The sequence below is a fragment of the Salmonella sp. NW722 genome (genome assembly GCF_051702785.1).
Classification (GTDB): Bacteria; Pseudomonadota; Gammaproteobacteria; order Enterobacterales; family Enterobacteriaceae; genus Salmonella; species Salmonella enterica.
Genome location: NZ_JAMMIN010000003.1, coordinates 373521 through 390840 on the forward strand (window position 1 = coordinate 373521; position 17320 = coordinate 390840).

Below are 17320 nucleotides of genomic sequence, written 5' to 3' on the forward strand. Positions count from 1 at the left end.
ATGACCCCGATTGCAGTTACCCTACTTACCGGTTTTCTTGGTGCCGGCAAAACCACCCTACTACGCCATATCCTCAACGAACAACATGGTTTTAAAATCGCCGTTATCGAAAACGAATTTGGCGAAGTCTCCGTTGACGATCAACTGATTGGCGATCGCGCCACACAGATCAAAACCCTGACTAACGGCTGCATCTGTTGTACCCGCTCCAACGAGCTGGAAGATGCGCTATTAGACCTGCTCGACAGCCGCGACCGCGGCGATATTGCTTTCGACCGCCTGGTGATTGAATGCACCGGCATGGCTGACCCCGGCCCGATTATTCAGACCTTTTTCTCCCATGACGTATTATGCGAACGCTACCTGTTAGACGGCGTGATTGCGCTGGTCGACGCGGTGCACGCTAACGAGCAGATGAACCAGTTCACCATCGCTCAGTCGCAGATAGGTTACGCCGACCGTATCCTGCTGACCAAAACCGACGTGGCAGGCGACAGCGAGAAACTGCGCGAGAGGCTGGCGCGTATCAACGCCCGCGCCCCGGTTTACACCGTGGTACACGGCGATATTGACCTGAGTCAGTTGTTTAATACCAGCGGCTTTATGCTGGAAGAGAACGTGCTGGCAAGCCAACCGCGTTTCCACTTTATTGCCGATAAACAGAACGATGTGTCGTCAATTGTGGTGGAGCTGGATTACCCGGTGGATATCAGCGAGGTTTCGCGGGTGATGGAAAACCTGCTGCTGGAATCAGCGGATAAACTGCTGCGTTACAAAGGGATGCTGTGGATCGACGGCGAACCCAACCGCCTGCTGTTCCAGGGCGTGCAGCGTCTCTACAGCGCCGACTGGGACAAACCGTGGGGCGACGAAACACCGCACAGCACGCTAGTGTTTATCGGGATCCAGTTGCCGGAAGACGAGATCAGAGCGGCGTTTGCGGGGTTAAGGAAGTAAACGGGCGCAGAAAAGCCGGGACCGCACAGGAGATTGTATGCCCCTTATCCGAGATATACACCAACGCTTCTGGCGTCTGCCACAACTGCCGTGGCTGGAGCTACGTACCACCAGTGAAAGCCGTCAGGCCTATAAGCGCCACAGCCACCCGCAACTGTCGCTGGGCGCGATCATCGCCGGAGAAACCCGCTGCATCAGTAACGGGCAAGAGTATCTGTTACGCCCCGGCGAGCTGATCCTGATCCCCCCGCAATCTCCACACAGTTGTAACCCGCTCCACGAGCGACCACGCAGCTATCATATGCTGTATCTCGATGCGGACTGGTGCCTGACGCAGCTTCCCCATTTGCCGGCGGATAGCCGCCTGCATACCACGCAGCCACAGTTGCAGGACCCGCAGCTTTTCCAGCTTTATCAGCAAATTGTGACGTCTATTACTCAGCAGCAAACCGCCGGACTTCCGGCGCTTATTATCCACCTGTTGCGCGCCCTGCCGCTACAAAGTGCCGACGCCGAACCGCCATGCGCCATCAGCCGCCAGTTGGTTGCCCGCTTAGTCAGCAACCTTCAGGAACCGCCGACGCTGGACACACTGGCGCAGGAGTTTGCGCTCCGTAAGGAGACTCTGATTCGCACTTTTAAGCAGGATACAGGCCTGACTCCTGTCAGCTTTACCAATATGGCCCGCATTGAATATGCCCGGCACCGATTGCGCGCCGGGGACGATATTGCCGATGTTGCCTATCAGACCGGTTTCGCCGATCAAAGTCATTTCCACAAAACCTTCGTCAGCTACACGGCGGCAACGCCGCGTCAGTACGCGCAGAACAGATCAATATCCGACAATAAATAGCGCATCCGCAGGTATAGGCTGACCTCAGTATCATCACTGAGGTTACTATGGAACAGGTTACAACGTTATTTCCCCCGGCGTTTCCCGCACTGGCGCTGGCGCATTTTATGGCGCTGCTCAGCCCGGGTCCGGACTTCTTTTTGCTGGTCGGTTACGCCGTACGCTATCGGCTGCGCGGCAGCGTCGGGCTGTGCCTCGGCATTGCGGCGGGAAATGGGCTCTATATTCTGCTGGTGGTGATTGGGTCAGGGCTACTACGTCAGACGCCGCTGCTCTTTACCATCATCGAACTATTGGGTGCCGCCTACCTGCTATGGGTGGGCCGTCAACTGTTGAAAAGCCGCGCCGGGCCGCTGGAGTGGCGGTACGCCGCATCAGCATGTCCGTCACTGGCAAAACAACTATTACTGGGGCTAGGTTCATCGCTGTTGAATCCGAAAAATGCTCTGTTTTATCTGGCGCTAATGACCGCCCTGCTGGGCCCAAACGTGACCGTTACACAACAGGCCATATGTGGAATCTGGATGACCAGCGTAGTGTTACTCTGGGATCTGCTGCTGATAACGCTTATCGCCCTGCCGCAAATTCAACGTCGTCTGGGTAATCTTGTCTGGAAAATTGAACGCGCCGCCGGCGGCATTTTGATCGCCTTTGGCTGCTGGATTGTATGGCAGTTCATTACAAGTTAAATCGATGAGGGGCAGCTTTATACGGTGGTCAACGTTGCCCGGACAGATGAATAGGGTCTGCATCATTCGAACCCTTTCCTTCTTATAATGCCGACGCCGCCATAAATTAACCTGCCCCCAGAAACCAATAAAGCGACTAAATAGCCGCTTTATTCTCATCACCAAATATAATATCACCTCTCATCCAGCGGCTTATTTTCATTGGTTTTCAGCTGGACTTTTCTTCTGTAAGACGCGCAAATTGCTGTAACAGCGTCGGATGGCGCTAACGCTTATCCGACCTACGGCCCGCTGCCCGGTAACCACCTGCTGTCGGGCTTATAACATATCTCACCTCCAAAAGCCCGATTTCCGCTTTTATCTCTTTTCACATAACGTATGATAGTGCGCAGAAAATTCAGGAGGGATCCATGAGCGATATCCAGCTTTTCCGCCTCGGTGGCGGGAAAGTACAAGAACTACCGGGCAAAGCCGCAGCCATTGAAAAAGATCTGCAAATGCTGATCGAATCCCATATGGAAACGTTCCTTGGCGTCCGCTTTCTCGAGACCGAATACCACACGGGTAAAACCCATCGTGGGCGAATTGATTCCCTCGGCCTCGATGAAAATAACTGCCCGGTGATTATTGAATATAAGCGCCACAGCAATGAAAACGTCATTAACCAGGGGCTCTTTTATCTCGACTGGCTGCTCGATCATAAAGCGGAATTTCAGTTGCTGGTGATGGAGAAAATAAGTAAAACCGCGGCCAAAGCCATCGACTGGTCCGGCACACGGTTAATCTGTATTGCCGCCGATTTTAATAAATACGACGAACATGCCGTTCAGCAAATCAACCGCAATATCAACCTGATTCGCTACAAGCTTTTTGCCGACGACCTGTTAATGCTGGAACTGGTTAACGCCGTGGTCGAAAATAGCCCTCAGTACATCATCGCGAACGGTTCCGTCAGCAGCGGTAAACGCCATACCCGCACGCAGCGCGAACAGCTCTCTTCGGCCTCTCCCGCGCTGCTTTCATTATATGAACAGCTAAAAAGTTATGTGCTGTCACTCAGTGATGAGGTTCAGTTTAAAGAGCTTAAGCTCTATGACGCCTTCCGCCTCATTCGCAACTTTCTGTGCGTAGCCGTTTATCCCGTGACCGACCCACACCTACGCCTGTGGCTGAAAATCAATCCACAGCATATCCAGCTTGAAGAAGGATTTAGCCGGGACGTCACAAACATTGGCCACTGGGGAACCGGCGACGTCGAATTGATTGTGCGTAACGAACATGATCTGGATAAAGCCAAGCTGCTGATCGAGAAAGCCTGGCAAGAAAATTAGCGTTCCAGGATACCCGCCTACTGGAGAGGTTAAGATAAGATTATCCAGCCTTTCCAGTTTTACTGGCTCTTATCTGTTATTCCACATCCTTCCTTTCCAACCCAATATCCTTTAACTGCTCGTCACTCATTCGTCGCAGCGCCTGACAGGCCCGCTTACGAAGCCACCACCTTTTTAGCGCCCGCCTGAGCTGCACAAAGCCAATGAATGGTTGTCTGGGGCGGTTCTCGTAAAATTCCATACCGGCCTCCGCATAGAACAGAAAATGCGGGCATCATGAATGTCTGTACAAACAATACCGGGATAAAAAGCACGGTTAGTGCAACGTGGATAAATAAGGAGGGCAATTGAGGGGGTTTTGTTCGCTTATTTCGTTCTGATTTAAGATCCGCGTCCTTCGCTGCAAAAAGCCAGGCCCCTCCCGATTTCAGAGGGGCAACAGGGATTAGCGGCGCACCACTACCAGCTTCTGGTTCACAAACTCCTTAATCCCCAGATCCGATAGCTCGCGTCCGAAGCCCGAACGCTTAACGCCGCCGAACGGCAGCTCCGCTGCGGTGTCAGTCAGCCAGTTGATATAAACCATCCCGGTTTCAATCCGGGAGGCCATGCGTTTAGCACGCTCAATATCCTGACTAAACACCGCGCCGCCCAGGCCGTAGTGGGAATCGTTAGCGAGTTTTACCGCCTCGTCATCGTCTTTCACCACATACATCTGCGCCACCGGGCCGAAGAACTCTTCAAAGTACGCCGGGTTGTCACGCGTAATATTGGTCAGAATCGTCGGCTCAAAGAAGTTGCCTTTGCTTTCCAGCGGCTTGCCGCCAACGTGCAGCGTCGCGCCATTTTTCACCGCTTCCTCGACCTGTCTGGTCAATGTTTCCAGCGCATCTTTCGACGACAGCGGCCCCAGTTCGGTAGAAGCGTCCATCTGATCCCCCACCTTCACCTTCCTGAACGCCTCGGTGAACTGGCTGAGGAATTGATCGGCGATTTTCTCATGCAGGATAAAGCGCTTCGCCGCCGTACATACCTGCCCCGCATTAGTGAGCCGTGCCTGCACGCCAATTTTCACCGCTTTCTCAAGATCGGCATCGTCCAGCACGACGAACACATCGTTCCCGCCCAGTTCCAGCGTCGATTTTTTAATGTGCTTCGCCGCCTGTGCCGCCACGGCGCTCCCCGCTTTTTCAGATCCGGTCAGCGCCGCGCCCTGCACGCGCGGGTCGGCGATGATGTTCGCCACCTGATCGGAGGAAATAAACAGGTTGGTCCATGCGCCTTCCGGCGCGCCGGCTTCACGCACCAGATGGGCAAACGTCTCGGCGCAGTGCGGTACGATGCTGGCATGTTTCGCCAGCACCGGGTTACCTGCGGCCAGGTTCGGCGCCAGCACACGCATCAACTGATAGTACGGGAAGTTCCACGGCTCAACGGCCATGATGACGCCAATCGGATGATGTTCTACCCACGCGTCGCCAAACTCGGTTTTATAAGGCACCGGGGCAAGAAACTGCTTCGCGTTATCCGCATAATAGCGAGCGATCTGCGCGCATAGTTTGACTTCGCCACGGCTTTGCTTGATGAGCTTGCCCATCTCCTGGCTGGCGATTTTTGCCAGTTCTTCAACACGGCTGTCGATCAAGTCAGCCAGCTTATGCAGTACCGGCAGACGTTGGTCAATCTCTCCTTTGGACCAGTCGGAGTGATAGAGCGCGTCAGCTTTTTGCAGCGCGGCTTCAATATCCGCGTCCGTGTGCGGGGGGTACTCTTTAATGAGCTGATTATTGGCAGGATTCACTGTCTGGTAAGCCATATCACATGTCTCCTTGTTATCGTCATTAAGGCAGCCGTAAATGCCGCTCAGAACAATAAGGGTAGTAGAGATGGCTGGCGCTATCGGTAAAGTTCGGTATATTCGTGAGGTTATCAGCGATAATTATAGAGAGCGTTGCCCGGCGGGCACCGGGCCTGCAACATTCAGACTGGAACCGCGTTAGTGGCTAACATCCTGAAGCTCTTCAGCCGTAAGGCCGGTGAACCGCTGGACAGTCTCGCGGTCAAGTCCGTCCGCCAGCATCTGTCTGGCGATACGCAATGCGGCAACATGCTGACCTTTTTCCAGCCCTTTTTCTAATCCTTCTGCTAATCCTTCCTCCAGACCGACCTGTCTTCCTTGCCGTTCCCCTTTTCTGCGATCCGCTGCGCGGATCCTCTCTATCAGCGTCATCAGTCTCTCCTTAGTGTGCGGGACATGCCCTACCACATCACGAATAAACGTGGTGAAACGAGGCGTATGTCCGTGCTGAATCATAAGATAATTAAACAGCGCTTTAAGCTGCCTGTCATTAGCGCAACCAGTAACTAACAGCGAAGCAATCCGTTCAACCAGTCCCAGCAGGTCGCGCTGGCGGATATGTTTTTGGATGAGCTCCAGCAGCGCAATGCGGCGGTGCTGCATAATGTCATCATCCGATACCACCGTAATGTCGACCAGCGGAAAGGCAGCGGCATAGAGTCTTCTTGCCACTTCCGGGTTCGCAAACTCATCCAGCCAGCACAGCGAAAAAGGATACGGGCTATCAACACCGTGATAAAACAGCATCGGCACCACCAGCGGAAGATGCTTATGCCCCGCATCCAGATGCTGTTGCATTGCCGCCATCGCATACCGCATCAGCCGAAACGCCATATGCGCATCCGGCGTGCTCTGATGTTCAATCACGACATAGATATAACCGTCGCCCTCGCGCGTTTTCAGCGACCAAAGCACATCGGAATAATAGGCTCGCAGATTTTTTTCAATAAAACTGCCGGGCTCCAGCTTTAGCGTCCGCAGGTCGCAAAGCTGGCGTAACGACACCGGCAGATGAATCTCCATAAAATCGCGTGCGGTTTCCGGGTGGCGCAAAAAGGTTTTAAACACCGCATCATGCGGTGTTGAGGTCGTCGATTTTTTCATGGCGCTCCGTCACCCCAAACCAGGATGCTGCGACTCTACCTCCTGAAAATTCCTTTCTCATCCGTACCTTTTCAGCATTGCGAGGCGCGACGGAAGATAAATCCTGTTATCTGTAATGCATATGCATTTTCGGAACTGAACACGCAAAATACCAGCCTGCGCGCCCTGCCTTTATCTTTATTAACCAGACAAACTCTTTTGATTAACATCAAAATTTAATTACACTTAATGTGTATATTTTCCGTGCAACGTAAATTTCCCGAGGTGTGATGTGCTGATTGTTATCTGTAATCGCCACACGTTCTGACGAGATTCAGAACGCGTCTCTTCCTGTCTGTGTTTTCACCGGCAGCGTTTTTGATTACATGAAATTCAGTACATCCGCAGCCGCTGTTTCCATCGCCTGCCTGACGTCACGATGACGGTATTGAGTTTCGCTGTCCCATCATGGGGTTCTCCGACATGGAGCGCATTTTTTATGCAACGGATTATTCAGTTTTTCTCCCAACGCGCCACAACGTTATTTTTCCCGATGGCGCTGATTTTGTACGATTTTGCCGCCTATCTGACGACGGATCTGATTCAGCCTGGCATCATTAACGTCGTGCGCGATTTTAATGCTGACGTCAGTCTTGCGCCGGCCTCGGTCAGTCTCTATCTGGCGGGCGGAATGGCGTTGCAATGGCTTCTGGGGCCGCTATCCGACAGGATTGGCCGCCGGCCAGTGCTGATTGCAGGGGCATTAATTTTTACTCTCGCCTGCGCGGCAACGCTGTTGACGACCTCAATGACGCAGTTTCTGGTTGCCCGTTTTGTGCAGGGCACCAGCATTTGCTTTATCGCAACGGTCGGCTACGTCACGGTACAGGAGGCCTTCGGTCAAACCAAAGCCATTAAGCTGATGGCGATTATTACCTCCATTGTGCTGGTCGCGCCGGTTATCGGCCCGCTCTCCGGCGCCGCGCTGATGCACTTCGTTCACTGGAAGGTACTGTTCGGTATTATTGCGGTGATGGGACTGTTGGCGTTGTGCGGCCTGCTACTGGCGATGCCAGAAACGGTGCAACGCGGCGCGGTGCCGTTCAGCGCGGTGAGCGTACTGCGCGATTTTCGTAATGTGTTTCGCAACCCGATTTTTCTCACCGGGGCGGCGACGCTGTCGTTGAGCTACATCCCGATGATGAGCTGGGTGGCGGTGTCGCCGGTGATCCTGATCGATGCTGGCGGGATGAGTACTTCGCAATTCGCCTGGGCGCAGGTGCCCGTATTCGGTGCGGTGATCGTGGCCAATATGATCGTTGTACGCCTGGTGAAAGATCCAACCCGACCGCGTTTTATCTGGCGCGCCGTACCAATCCAGTTAAGCGGGCTGGCGACATTACTCCTCGGTAATCTTCTTCTGCCGCACGTCTGGCTTTGGTCTGTGCTGGGCACCAGCCTGTACGCGTTCGGCATTGGCATGATTTTCCCGACGCTGTTTCGCTTCACGCTTTTCTCCAACAACTTGCCAAAAGGGACGGTTTCAGCCTCGCTGAACATGGTGATTCTGACGGTGATGGCGGTGTCGGTCGAAGTTGGCCGCTGGCTGTGGTTTCACGGCGGGAGACTGCCATTTCACCTGCTGGCAGCGGTGGCCGGGGTGATTGTGGTCTTCACTCTGGCGACACTATTACAGCGCGTGCGCCAGCATGAGGCGGCAGAACTGGCCGCTGAGAAGTAAACACTCTGCCGGATAGAGGCTTATCCGGCAAAGGATAACCTGATGTTTTTTGCACGTTCCTGCCGTCTGGCTCTATCCTTAACCCTATGAATAAAATCGCCGAACTCAAACGCGCCAAACGCCTGGCGCTCTCACTGTTGCTGATAGCCGCCGCGACGTTTGTGACCACGCTTTTCCTGCCGCCCAGTTTTTGGGTGCTGGGCGTAAAAGCTATTGCCGAAGCGGCGATGGTTGGCGCGCTGGCGGATTGGTTTGCCGTGGTGGCGCTGTTTCGCCGCATTCCCATTCCGTTTATTTCACGACATACGGCGATTATTCCCCGTAACAAAGACCGAATCGGCGAAAATCTTGGGCAATTTGTGCAGGAGAAGTTCCTTGATACGCAGTCGCTGATCGCGCTAATCCGCCGCCATGAACCCACGCTGCTTATCGGAAACTGGTTCAGCCAGCCGGACAACGCCAGCCGGGTCGGGCAGCATCTGCTGCAAATTATGAGCGGCTTTCTGGAACTAACCGATGACGCCCGTATTCAGCGGCTGCTCAAGCGAGCGGTGCATAAGGCGATTGATAAAGTGGATCTTTCCGGCACCAGCGCCCTGATGCTGGAAAGCATGACCAAAAACGATCGTCACCAGGTGTTACTCGATACGCTGATCGCCCAGCTTATCGCCCTGTTACAGCGTGACAGCTCCCGAACATTTATCGCCAGACAGATCATACGCTGGCTGGAAACCGAGCATCCGTTAAAAGCGAAGATTCTGCCGACCGAATGGCTGGGAGAACACAGCGCTGAACTGGTCTCCGACGCGGTAAATTCTCTGCTGGATGATATCAGTCACGACCGCGCGCATCAGATTCGTCATGCCTTCGATCGCGCGACGTATAGGCTGATCGATAAACTTAAACATGATCCGGAAATGGCTGCCCGGGCAGAAAACATTAAAAGTTACCTGAAGGAAGATGAGGCGTTTAACCGTTATCTCGGCGAGATCTGGGCGGATCTACGCCAGTGGTTAAAAACAGATATCAACGCCGAAGACTCGAAGGTAAAGCAGCGCATCGCTCATGCCGGACAATGGTTTGGCGAGACGCTGATCGCCGACGACGCATTACGCGCCTCGCTTAACGGTCATCTGGAACAGGCCGCGCACCGCGTCGCGCCGGAGTTCGCCGCCTTCCTGACGCGCCACATCAGCGATACCGTAAAAGGCTGGGATGCGCGCGATATGTCGCAGCAGATTGAGCTTAATATCGGTAAAGATTTGCAGTTTATCCGCGTGAACGGCACGCTGGTCGGCGGCGCTATCGGTCTGGTGTTATATTTACTGTCGCAAATACCGGCACTGCTCAGTATCTAAGAAGGGGAAGGCGCAATTCTCGTTCAGATTAACTGCCAAACCCCGCACGTGGGAGGCATTAATTTAATGCCATTTCCCACCGATGCCCCTCTTCTCAATCCGTTATTCGCCTGCGCTTCACTTTCTTTTCTTGCAAATTTGAAACATTAATTTTACTTTTTATTATCATTTACAACAACAATCCGGCATTCCTGCCTTACTTTAGCAAAGAGAAAAACCATGGTTTATGCTCAGAGCGCTTCACCTCGCCATCCCATTTTTACGGCGCTTTTCGGTATGATGGTATTGACGCTGGGGATGGGAGTTGGCCGCTTTCTGTATACGCCCATGCTGCCGGTAATGCTGGCGGAAAAGCAGCTAACGTTTAATCAGCTCTCCTGGATTGCCAGCGCCAATTATGCAGGGTACCTGGCGGGAAGCTTACTGTTTTCCTTTGGCCTTTTTCATCTCCCCTCTCGTCTACGCCCCATGCTGCTGGCTTCGGCGGTCGCCACCGGTATTCTTATTCTGGCCATGGCGATATTTACCCAACCCGCAATCGTCATGTTGGTGCGCTTCCTGGCAGGCGTCGCGAGTGCGGGAATGATGATTTTTGGATCAATGATTGTGTTGCATCATACCCGCCATCCGTTTGTGATCGCCGCGCTCTTTTCCGGCGTCGGGGCCGGGATTGCACTGGGTAACGAATATGTCATTGGCGGTTTACATTATGCGCTTTCGGCCCATTCGCTATGGCTGGGGGCCGGAGCGCTCGCCGGTATATTGCTATTAATCGTGGCAATGTTGATTCCCCCCCGCGCTCATGCGCTGCCGCCTGCGCCCTTAGCAAGAATCGAAAATCAGCCTATGCCCTGGTGGCAACTGGCGCTGTTGTACGGTTTCGCCGGATTCGGCTACATCATTGTCGCTACCTATTTGCCGCTGATGGCGAAAAGCGCGGGCTCTCCGCTACTCACGGCGCACCTTTGGTCGTTAGTCGGCCTGGCGATCATTCCCGGCTGCTTCGGCTGGCTGTGGGCGGCAAAACATTGGGGCGTCCTGCCATGCCTGACCGCGAACCTGTTGATCCAGAGCGCCTGCGTGCTGCTGTCTCTCGCCAGCGACTCATTGTTGCTGTTAATACTGAGCAGTATTGGTTTTGGCGCCACGTTTATGGGCACAACCTCGCTGGTGATGCCGCTAGCCCGACAACTCAGCGCGCCGGGCAATATTAATTTGTTAGGCCTGGTGACGCTAACGTATGGTATTGGGCAAATTCTCGGTCCGCTCGCCGCCAGTCTGTCAGGCAATGGCGCGTCGGCAATTATCAACGCCACGCTTTGCGGTGCCGCGGCGCTCTTTTTTGCCGCGCTGATCAGCGCCGCGCAGCAGATAAAACAAAAACGGTTTGTGATACGTGAATAAGCGGTAGAGTAAACCCACGCTCTCCGCACCAGGTTGTATCTTTAATGCTATTCGCGGCGCAATGCGGATCTGTTTTTAATAGCACATCCTCAACACGTTATTTCAAGGTAAAGATGCCACTAAAAACTATACTTATTCTATGGTTTTTAGTGTTATCAAACTGCCTATTATTTTATATACCCTTCCTACTTCAAGTTGCTTATGTGTTGGCTACGGATTACCCGGCCCATCTATGGGCCTCGCCCTGACGGGCCGTTGCTCACCCCAGTTACATAGTTATCTATGCTCCTGGGGACTCACTCCCTTGCCACCTTTACGCAACTCGAATTATTTTGGCTATATATTCCATTATGATGATTATCGCTTCCTCTCAAATCATCACAATTATAAATAAATCACATCATGAAATTAATTCGATTATTCGTTTTTTATTACCTGCCCGTAGGATTCTTAGGGCGCAAGCTGACCTATCAGCGGCTACTGACCTGACCGTGACAATTCCTCTTAAGGCGTGAAAAATTACAGTAAAAAAGTAAAATTTAGGTTAAAAAATCCTATTTTTTAACAACGATAATTAAGTGGCGTGAAATTGACTAACGTCAAATTTATTTCTCCTTTTTTCCTGCTCTCAGCTCCGGCCTGCGTCAACACCTGTTTCTTTGCTTTTTTACCTCGCGTTATACCGTCCACGGTTCCCCGCGCCTCCGGCAGTAGCGAGGATGGTGATTTTTCGCGCTGCTATGCAAGAAACGCATAGCACGATACATACTTGCATTTTGCCCTTACCCTCATGACTGATAAGGTCTTTCTGTTTCGGGCTTTTTGGCCTGTGGCTACAACCAACACATCATCAAAAAAATTCGGGGATCGCTATGGCGCAACAAGACGGGGCGGCCATGCCGCTTGATACAGAAAAGGTCGGGATAAAGGGATACCTGGCGTTTTTTCTCACCATTATTTTCTTTTCCGGCGTATTTTCCGGAAGCGAAGGCTGGTGGCGCGTTTTTGATTTTACCGTACTCAACGGGTCATTCGGTCATGTGACCGGTACGCAGACCTTTCGCGGCGCGGGCGGAACGGGCGCGAAAGATGGCTTCCTTTTTGCGCTGGAGCTGGCGCCGTCGGTTATCCTTTCTCTGGGTATCATCGCGATTACGGATGGACTGGGCGGTCTGCGGGCGGCACAGCAACTGATGACGCCCATCCTGAAACCGTTGCTTGGCATTCCCGGTATTTGCTCACTGGCGCTGATCGCCAACCTGCAAAATACCGACGCCGCGGCGGGTATGACCAAAGAACTGGCGCAGGAAGGCGAAATCACTGAACGCGATAAAGTGATTTTTGCCGCCTGGCAGACCAGCGGCAGCGCTATTATCACCAACTATTTCTCCTCCGGCGTTGCAGTATTCGCCTTTCTGGGAACGTCAGTCATCATTCCGCTGGTGGTCATTCTGCTATTCAAATTTATCGGCGCAAACCTTTTGCGCGTCTGGATTAACATCGAAGAACGCCGTCACCCTGCGCAAGGAGCCCAATCATGACGACTCAGGTACGTAAGAATGTCATGGATATGTTTATCGATGGCGCACGCCGCGGTTTTACCATCGCCACGACCAACCTGTTACCCAATGTGGTCATGGCATTTGTCATTATTCAGGCGCTGAAAATTACCGGTCTGCTCGACTGGGTAGGCCATATCTGCCAGCCCGTGATGGCGTTGTGGGGGCTTCCCGGCGAAGCGGCTACGGTGCTTCTGGCTTCGCTGATGAGTATGGGCGGCGCCGTTGGCGTGGCGGCCAGTCTGGCTACCGCCGGCGCGCTAAGCGGCCACGATGTTACCGTACTACTGCCAGCCATTTACCTGATGGGAAACCCGGTACAGAATGTCGGCCGCTGTCTCGGTACTGCCGAAGTCAACGCCAAATATTACCCGCATATTATCGCAGTCTGCGCCATCAATGCGCTGCTGTCGATCTGGGTCATGCAGCTTATTGTTTAATAAGGAGTTATCATGCCTGATTTATCCGCCGCGGAGTTTACCTTATTACAGGGTGCGCACCTGTTTGCGCCAGAAGACCGGGGCATCTGCGATGTTCTGCTCGCGAATGGCAAAATTATTGCCGTCGGCGCTGACATCCCCAGCGATATCGTACCGGACTGTACGGTGATTAATCTTAGCGGTCGTATGCTGTGCCCGGGCTTTATCGACCAACACGTTCATCTGATCGGCGGCGGCGGCGAAGCGGGGCCGACGACGCGGACGCCGGAAGTCTCCCTGAGCCGCCTGACGGAAGCCGGGATAACAACGGTCGTCGGCCTGCTTGGCACCGACTCCGTCAGCCGTCATCCCGCGTCGCTGTTAGCCAAAACGCGAGCGCTAAATGAGGAGGGGATCACCGCCTGGATGCTCACGGGCGCTTATCACGTTCCGTCGCCGACCATTACTGGCTCGGTAGAAAAAGACGTCGCGCTGATCGATCGCGTCATTGGCGTGAAATGCGCAGTCTCCGACCACCGTTCCGCCGCGCCCGGCGGGAATCAACTCGCCAGCATGGCCGCCGAATCACGCGTTGGCGGCCTGCTGGGCGGTAAACCCGGTGTCAGCGTTTTCCATATGGGCAGCAGCAAAAAAGGGTTACAGCCGCTGTATGACATCCTGGAAAACAGCGACGTGCCGATCGGTAAACTACTGCCTACCCACGTCAACCGTAGCGAATCGCTTTTCGAGCAGGCGCTGGCGTTTGCGCTTAAAGGCGGCGTGATCGACATTACCACCAGTATCCCGGATCCCGTCGCGCCGGCGGAGGGCATTGCCAGAGCGGTAAAAGCCGGCGTCCCGCTTTCCCGAGTGACGCTCAGTTCAGACGGCAACGGCAGCCAGCCGCTATTTGATGCTGCCGGAAATCTGACGGGTATCGGCGTCGCGGGCTTCGAAAGTTTGCTGGAGACGTTGCAGACGCTGGTTAATCACTACGGATTCAGCCTGACCGATGCTCTGCGTCCGCTGACGACCAGCGTAGCCGCCTTCCTCAGTCTGGACGGCAAAGGCGAAATCCGTCCCGGTAACGATGCGGATCTGCTTGTCTTTAGCGAAGATTTACGCATTGAGCAGGTGTATGCGCGCGGCAAACGCATGGTCAATGAGGGGAAAGCCTGCGTAAAAGGTACCTTTGAACCGGCGTAATTCCTGCTAGTTTCAGGCTGCCCCATCGCGGCATTCTGAAAGAGGACGGGATAAGCGGTTGTCAGCCGCCCGAATGGACGTAGAATGCCCCTTCGGGCGGCTGACAGGATAACGGTAAATGGATGTAACTGGAGCAGGTTTGCACAATATTGAGACAAAATGGCTATATGATTTTCTGACGCTGGAAAAGTGCCGCAATTTCTCTCAGGCCGCCATTATCCGCAACGTATCGCAACCCGCTTTTAGCCGGCGGATTCGCGCCCTGGAACATGCCGTGGGCGTTGAACTGTTTAACCGACAGGTCTCGCCGCTACAGCTTTCCGAACAGGGTAAAATCTTTCACTCCCAGGTTCGCCACCTGTTACAGCAGCTGGAAAGTAATCTGACCGAACTGCGCGGCGGCAGCGATTATACGCTGCGTAAAATCAAGATTGCCGCCGCCCACTCGCTCTCCCTCGGCCTGTTGCCGACCATCGTTAAGCAGATGTCGACGCAGTTTACCTACGCCGTTGAGGCGATAGATGTCGACCAGGCGGTGGATATGTTACGTGAGGGGCAAAGCGATTTTATCTTTTCTTATCACGATGAAAATCTGCAACAAGCGCCGTTTGATAACATCCGCCTGTTTGAGTCGAGACTGTTTCCGGTTTGCGCCAACAATGGCCGGGGCGAGCCGCGCTATACGCTTGAGCAGCCGCACTTTCCCCTGCTTAATTACAGTCAGAACTCCTATATGGGCCGGCTGATAAATCGTACCCTGACTCGCCATGCTGAACTGAGTTTCAGTACATTTTTCGTCTCTTCGATGAGTGAATTGTTAAAACAGGTTGCGATGGACGGCTGCGGAATCGCCTGGTTGCCCGAGTATGCTATCCGTCAGGAGATTACCGACGGACGCCTGATAGTGCTTGATGCCGACGAACTGGTTATCCCGATCCAGGCTTATGCTTATCGCATGAATACCCGCATGAGTCAGGTAGCCGAAACATTTTGGCGCGACCTGCGTGGGCTTCAGGCCGCGCTGTAAACACCTCAGGCGGTAAGGCGTTGTTCCCCGGTCAAAGAGGCGCGGGTGTCTGGCCAGGACTCATACCAACGAATCGCCGCGCGCACCAGCGACGCTGTGGAATCAATCATCGGGCACGCTATCGCGCGTTCATGTCCGGCCACAATAAGCGGAATTTCGGTACACCCCATAATAATTGCCTGAGCGCCACGGGCAATAAGGCTATCGATTTGCGGCAGCAGCAGCGCTTGCGCCGCAGTTTTATCGCCACGTTTAAGCGTATAAATAGCCTGCATTACCAACGCCTGCCCCGCGTCTTCTGGCTGAATTAACGTCAGCCCCCGCGCCAGCGCTTTCTTTTGATATAACCCGGTCGCCAGCGTCGCATTGGTCGCCAGCAGACCAACGTGCCGCGCCGATGGCGGAATATCCCCCAGGGTAGCGTCCAGGATACTGATCATTCGCGCTTTCGCGACGTTCTGTAAATCATCAAACCAATAATGCGCAGTGTTGCATGGGATAACGATACACTCCGCCCCGGCGTCTTCCAGCATATGCAGATAACGCTCCAGATAACGGTATGGCGAAGGCCCGCCGGATAACAGACATGCTGTACGATCGGGAATATCAGGGATAGAGCTGACAATGAGCGGGATGTGTTGTTGATCACAACTGGCATGTCGCAATTCAACAAATTTTTCCAACATATCCGCCGTTGCCGCAGGTCCCATCCCCCCCAGTATCCCAATGGTGTGTTTCATCGCTTTTCCCGCTTATTTACGTCAAGGTCAGAAACACACTATCAACTTGATGTGTATATAAAAAATGCCGTTTTATTAGCGGCTATGCGTAAAAATCATAACGGGTGTAAGGGCCATGCGTTATCGCCTTTTCAGGCAATCGATTGGTTACATGAGCGCTCATCAGCCTTCGCAAGCCGCTAAATGCCATTTCGCTATACAGCATCGCCCACTGCGAGTCCGCAAGCTTGTTTTGTCCTCATCGCCACAGCGCCTGTCGGTGAAGGGGCCGCCGTGTTTTGCTTTTCGACGCTAATGCGGGAATATCCCAGCGAATATGGCTATAAACCAAATCCACGGTCTCCGTGGCGCTGCCTTCGGCGTCGCCATGATTGCTCATGCGTGAAATTCGCACATTGGTGAGCGTATAAATAATAAATGGCAGCATTGCGCCCTTATCACGACGGCATAATGTCAGCACGCCTTCTTTCACCGTTTTCCCGTTACAATAGTGCTCATAGAGGCCAGGCGTAGCAAGATCGACAGGCTTTGTCAGCGTCAATCCTCCAATATATGTCCCTCTCGCTTCGCCGGACTCCCGTTTTGTCGGGTTGTGGTTGTAAGCAATAAGTTTTATTTGGTTTTCAAAACCTTTGATCCGGCTTTCGCCTTCAATACCGTCCAGTTTTAAATAGATGGCGTCCATCCCCCCTCCGTGATTATCATGCGGCAAAGCAGGCTGACAAGGACGGAACGCCAACAATGAAAGAACGTTCCATTTTCCAGCCATTTCGTTGGTGTCTCTGTATACCAGATTAAATACTGACAATCTGCTATAACTGGATTCTTGCTAAATACCTTCTGCCATCAACAATCCATTTTACAATAGCGCTACTGACCTGAAATCTATTACGCCAGGCATTCAAGCATCGTTTCCTGAATAACCATAGCCGCTATAAGAACCATATCAAAAAAGAAATATCAATATCATTTCTTATTTTTATCCGAGAAATTACTTAATTCCACAGAATCGGAATATAGACAATTCTTATTCCTTTTCACATCAATGGGTTTTTAGACTTTTGTCATATCGAAAACAACCATTCCAATAGAACA

The 17320-nt window shown here is 53.1% G+C and carries 17 protein-coding genes; 12 read left to right on the top strand and 5 right to left on the bottom strand.

Going from position 1 to position 17320, the window contains the following annotated elements:
* The 4 genes from yjiA to NA330_RS09475 all read left to right on the top strand — a co-directional run bounded on the left by yjiA (position 1) and on the right by NA330_RS09475 (position 3830).
* Positions 1-957 carry a GTPase gene (gene yjiA, locus NA330_RS09460; protein WP_017441752.1) on the top strand — a complete coding sequence of 319 codons (957 nt, stop codon included), beginning with the start codon at positions 1-3 and terminating at the stop codon, positions 955-957.
* A gap of 37 nt (positions 958-994) precedes the next feature.
* Entirely contained in the window at positions 995-1810 is an 816-nt protein-coding gene (locus tag NA330_RS09465; protein ID WP_001128426.1) for an AraC family transcriptional regulator, read from the top strand.
* A 47-nt stretch (positions 1811-1857) separates the two neighbouring features.
* Complete coding sequence (locus tag NA330_RS09470; protein ID WP_000438687.1) at positions 1858-2499, top strand: LysE family translocator; 642 nt, start codon at positions 1858-1860, stop codon at positions 2497-2499.
* A gap of 410 nt (positions 2500-2909) precedes the next feature.
* Positions 2910-3830, top strand: coding sequence for a DUF5655 domain-containing protein (locus NA330_RS09475; protein ID WP_001280242.1), 921 nt, complete (start codon positions 2910-2912; stop codon positions 3828-3830).
* Between the two features lie 76 nt (positions 3831-3906).
* On the opposite strand, the gene yjiS is transcribed toward NA330_RS09475, so the two are convergent.
* On the bottom strand, positions 3907-4071 hold the full coding sequence (yjiS, locus tag NA330_RS09480) for a DUF1127 domain-containing protein YjiS (RefSeq protein ID WP_000397915.1): 165 nt from the start codon (positions 4069-4071) through the stop codon (positions 3907-3909).
* Between yjiS and NA330_RS09485 the strand changes: the two genes are divergently transcribed.
* Entirely contained in the window at positions 4038-4181 is a 144-nt protein-coding gene (locus NA330_RS09485; protein ID WP_001595639.1) for a hypothetical protein, read from the top strand. The genes yjiS and NA330_RS09485 overlap by 34 nt on opposite strands.
* Before the next feature lie 94 nt (positions 4182-4275).
* On the opposite strand, the gene NA330_RS09490 is transcribed toward NA330_RS09485, so the two are convergent.
* On the bottom strand, positions 4276-5646 hold the full coding sequence (locus tag NA330_RS09490; RefSeq protein WP_023241835.1) for an NAD-dependent succinate-semialdehyde dehydrogenase: 1371 nt from the start codon (positions 5644-5646) through the stop codon (positions 4276-4278).
* Positions 5647-5826: 180 nt separating this feature from the next.
* A complete protein-coding gene (locus NA330_RS09495) occupies positions 5827-6792 on the bottom strand; it encodes an Rpn family recombination-promoting nuclease/putative transposase (protein WP_017465689.1) in 966 nt (321 codons plus the stop codon).
* Between the two features lie 478 nt (positions 6793-7270).
* On the opposite strand from NA330_RS09495, the gene mdtM reads away from it, so the two are divergent.
* The 7 genes from mdtM to hypT all read left to right on the top strand — a co-directional run bounded on the left by mdtM (position 7271) and on the right by hypT (position 15485).
* Positions 7271-8512, top strand: a complete 1242-nt coding sequence (gene mdtM, locus NA330_RS09500) for a multidrug efflux MFS transporter MdtM (RefSeq protein WP_001188918.1) — start codon at positions 7271-7273, stop codon at positions 8510-8512.
* Between the two features lie 86 nt (positions 8513-8598).
* Entirely contained in the window at positions 8599-9870 is a 1272-nt protein-coding gene (locus NA330_RS09505; RefSeq protein ID WP_023241836.1) for a DUF445 domain-containing protein, read from the top strand.
* 219 nt (positions 9871-10089) lie between these two features.
* Positions 10090-11274 carry an MFS transporter gene (locus NA330_RS09510; RefSeq protein ID WP_023241837.1) on the top strand — a complete coding sequence of 395 codons (1185 nt, stop codon included), beginning with the start codon at positions 10090-10092 and terminating at the stop codon, positions 11272-11274.
* An 872-nt stretch (positions 11275-12146) separates the two neighbouring features.
* Positions 12147-12815, top strand: coding sequence for a nucleoside recognition domain-containing protein (locus tag NA330_RS09515; protein WP_023241838.1), 669 nt, complete (start codon positions 12147-12149; stop codon positions 12813-12815).
* Entirely contained in the window at positions 12812-13273 is a 462-nt protein-coding gene (locus tag NA330_RS09520) for a YjiG family protein (RefSeq protein ID WP_000211979.1), read from the top strand. Before NA330_RS09515 ends, NA330_RS09520 begins: the two co-directional genes overlap by 4 nt.
* A 12-nt stretch (positions 13274-13285) precedes the next feature.
* On the top strand, positions 13286-14458 hold the full coding sequence (gene iadA / locus NA330_RS09525; RefSeq protein WP_023241839.1) for a beta-aspartyl-peptidase: 1173 nt from the start codon (positions 13286-13288) through the stop codon (positions 14456-14458).
* Between the two features lie 118 nt (positions 14459-14576).
* A complete protein-coding gene (gene hypT, locus NA330_RS09530; protein WP_023194439.1) occupies positions 14577-15485 on the top strand; it encodes a hypochlorite stress DNA-binding transcriptional regulator HypT in 909 nt (302 codons plus the stop codon).
* A 5-nt stretch (positions 15486-15490) separates the two neighbouring features.
* Here the strand turns inward: hypT and NA330_RS09535 are convergent, their stop codons facing one another.
* Positions 15491-16225: an aspartate/glutamate racemase family protein gene (locus NA330_RS09535; RefSeq protein ID WP_000683247.1), complete on the bottom strand. Its 735-nt coding sequence runs from the start codon at positions 16223-16225 to the stop codon at positions 15491-15493.
* A 238-nt stretch (positions 16226-16463) separates the two neighbouring features.
* Complete coding sequence (locus tag NA330_RS09540) at positions 16464-16994, bottom strand: Hcp family type VI secretion system effector (RefSeq protein WP_000907671.1); 531 nt, start codon at positions 16992-16994, stop codon at positions 16464-16466.
* Positions 16995-17320: the final 326 nt, after the last annotated feature.

What these genes read in the sequence shown, in the direction of transcription:
- NA330_RS09490 (WP_023241835.1), bottom strand. Translation starts at nt 5,646, where the DNA reads ATGGCTTACCAGACAGTGAATCCTGCCAATAATCAGCTCATTAAAGAG.
- NA330_RS09505 (WP_023241836.1), top strand. Translation starts at nt 8,599, where the DNA reads ATGAATAAAATCGCCGAACTCAAACGCGCCAAACGCCTGGCGCTCTCA.
- yjiA (WP_017441752.1), top strand. Translation starts at nt 1, where the DNA reads ATGACCCCGATTGCAGTTACCCTACTTACCGGTTTTCTTGGTGCCGGC.
- NA330_RS09540 (WP_000907671.1), bottom strand. Translation starts at nt 16,994, where the DNA reads ATGGCTGGAAAATGGAACGTTCTTTCATTGTTGGCGTTCCGTCCTTGT.
- hypT (WP_023194439.1), top strand. Translation starts at nt 14,577, where the DNA reads ATGGATGTAACTGGAGCAGGTTTGCACAATATTGAGACAAAATGGCTA.
- iadA (WP_023241839.1), top strand. Translation starts at nt 13,286, where the DNA reads ATGCCTGATTTATCCGCCGCGGAGTTTACCTTATTACAGGGTGCGCAC.
- NA330_RS09495 (WP_017465689.1), bottom strand. Translation starts at nt 6,792, where the DNA reads ATGAAAAAATCGACGACCTCAACACCGCATGATGCGGTGTTTAAAACC.
- mdtM (WP_001188918.1), top strand. Translation starts at nt 7,271, where the DNA reads ATGCAACGGATTATTCAGTTTTTCTCCCAACGCGCCACAACGTTATTT.
- NA330_RS09465 (WP_001128426.1), top strand. Translation starts at nt 995, where the DNA reads ATGCCCCTTATCCGAGATATACACCAACGCTTCTGGCGTCTGCCACAA.
- NA330_RS09535 (WP_000683247.1), bottom strand. Translation starts at nt 16,225, where the DNA reads ATGAAACACACCATTGGGATACTGGGGGGGATGGGACCTGCGGCAACG.
- NA330_RS09475 (WP_001280242.1), top strand. Translation starts at nt 2,910, where the DNA reads ATGAGCGATATCCAGCTTTTCCGCCTCGGTGGCGGGAAAGTACAAGAA.
- NA330_RS09470 (WP_000438687.1), top strand. Translation starts at nt 1,858, where the DNA reads ATGGAACAGGTTACAACGTTATTTCCCCCGGCGTTTCCCGCACTGGCG.
- NA330_RS09520 (WP_000211979.1), top strand. Translation starts at nt 12,812, where the DNA reads ATGACGACTCAGGTACGTAAGAATGTCATGGATATGTTTATCGATGGC.
- yjiS (WP_000397915.1), bottom strand. Translation starts at nt 4,071, where the DNA reads ATGGAATTTTACGAGAACCGCCCCAGACAACCATTCATTGGCTTTGTG.
- NA330_RS09510 (WP_023241837.1), top strand. Translation starts at nt 10,090, where the DNA reads ATGGTTTATGCTCAGAGCGCTTCACCTCGCCATCCCATTTTTACGGCG.
- NA330_RS09485 (WP_001595639.1), top strand. Translation starts at nt 4,038, where the DNA reads ATGGTTGTCTGGGGCGGTTCTCGTAAAATTCCATACCGGCCTCCGCAT.
- NA330_RS09515 (WP_023241838.1), top strand. Translation starts at nt 12,147, where the DNA reads ATGGCGCAACAAGACGGGGCGGCCATGCCGCTTGATACAGAAAAGGTC.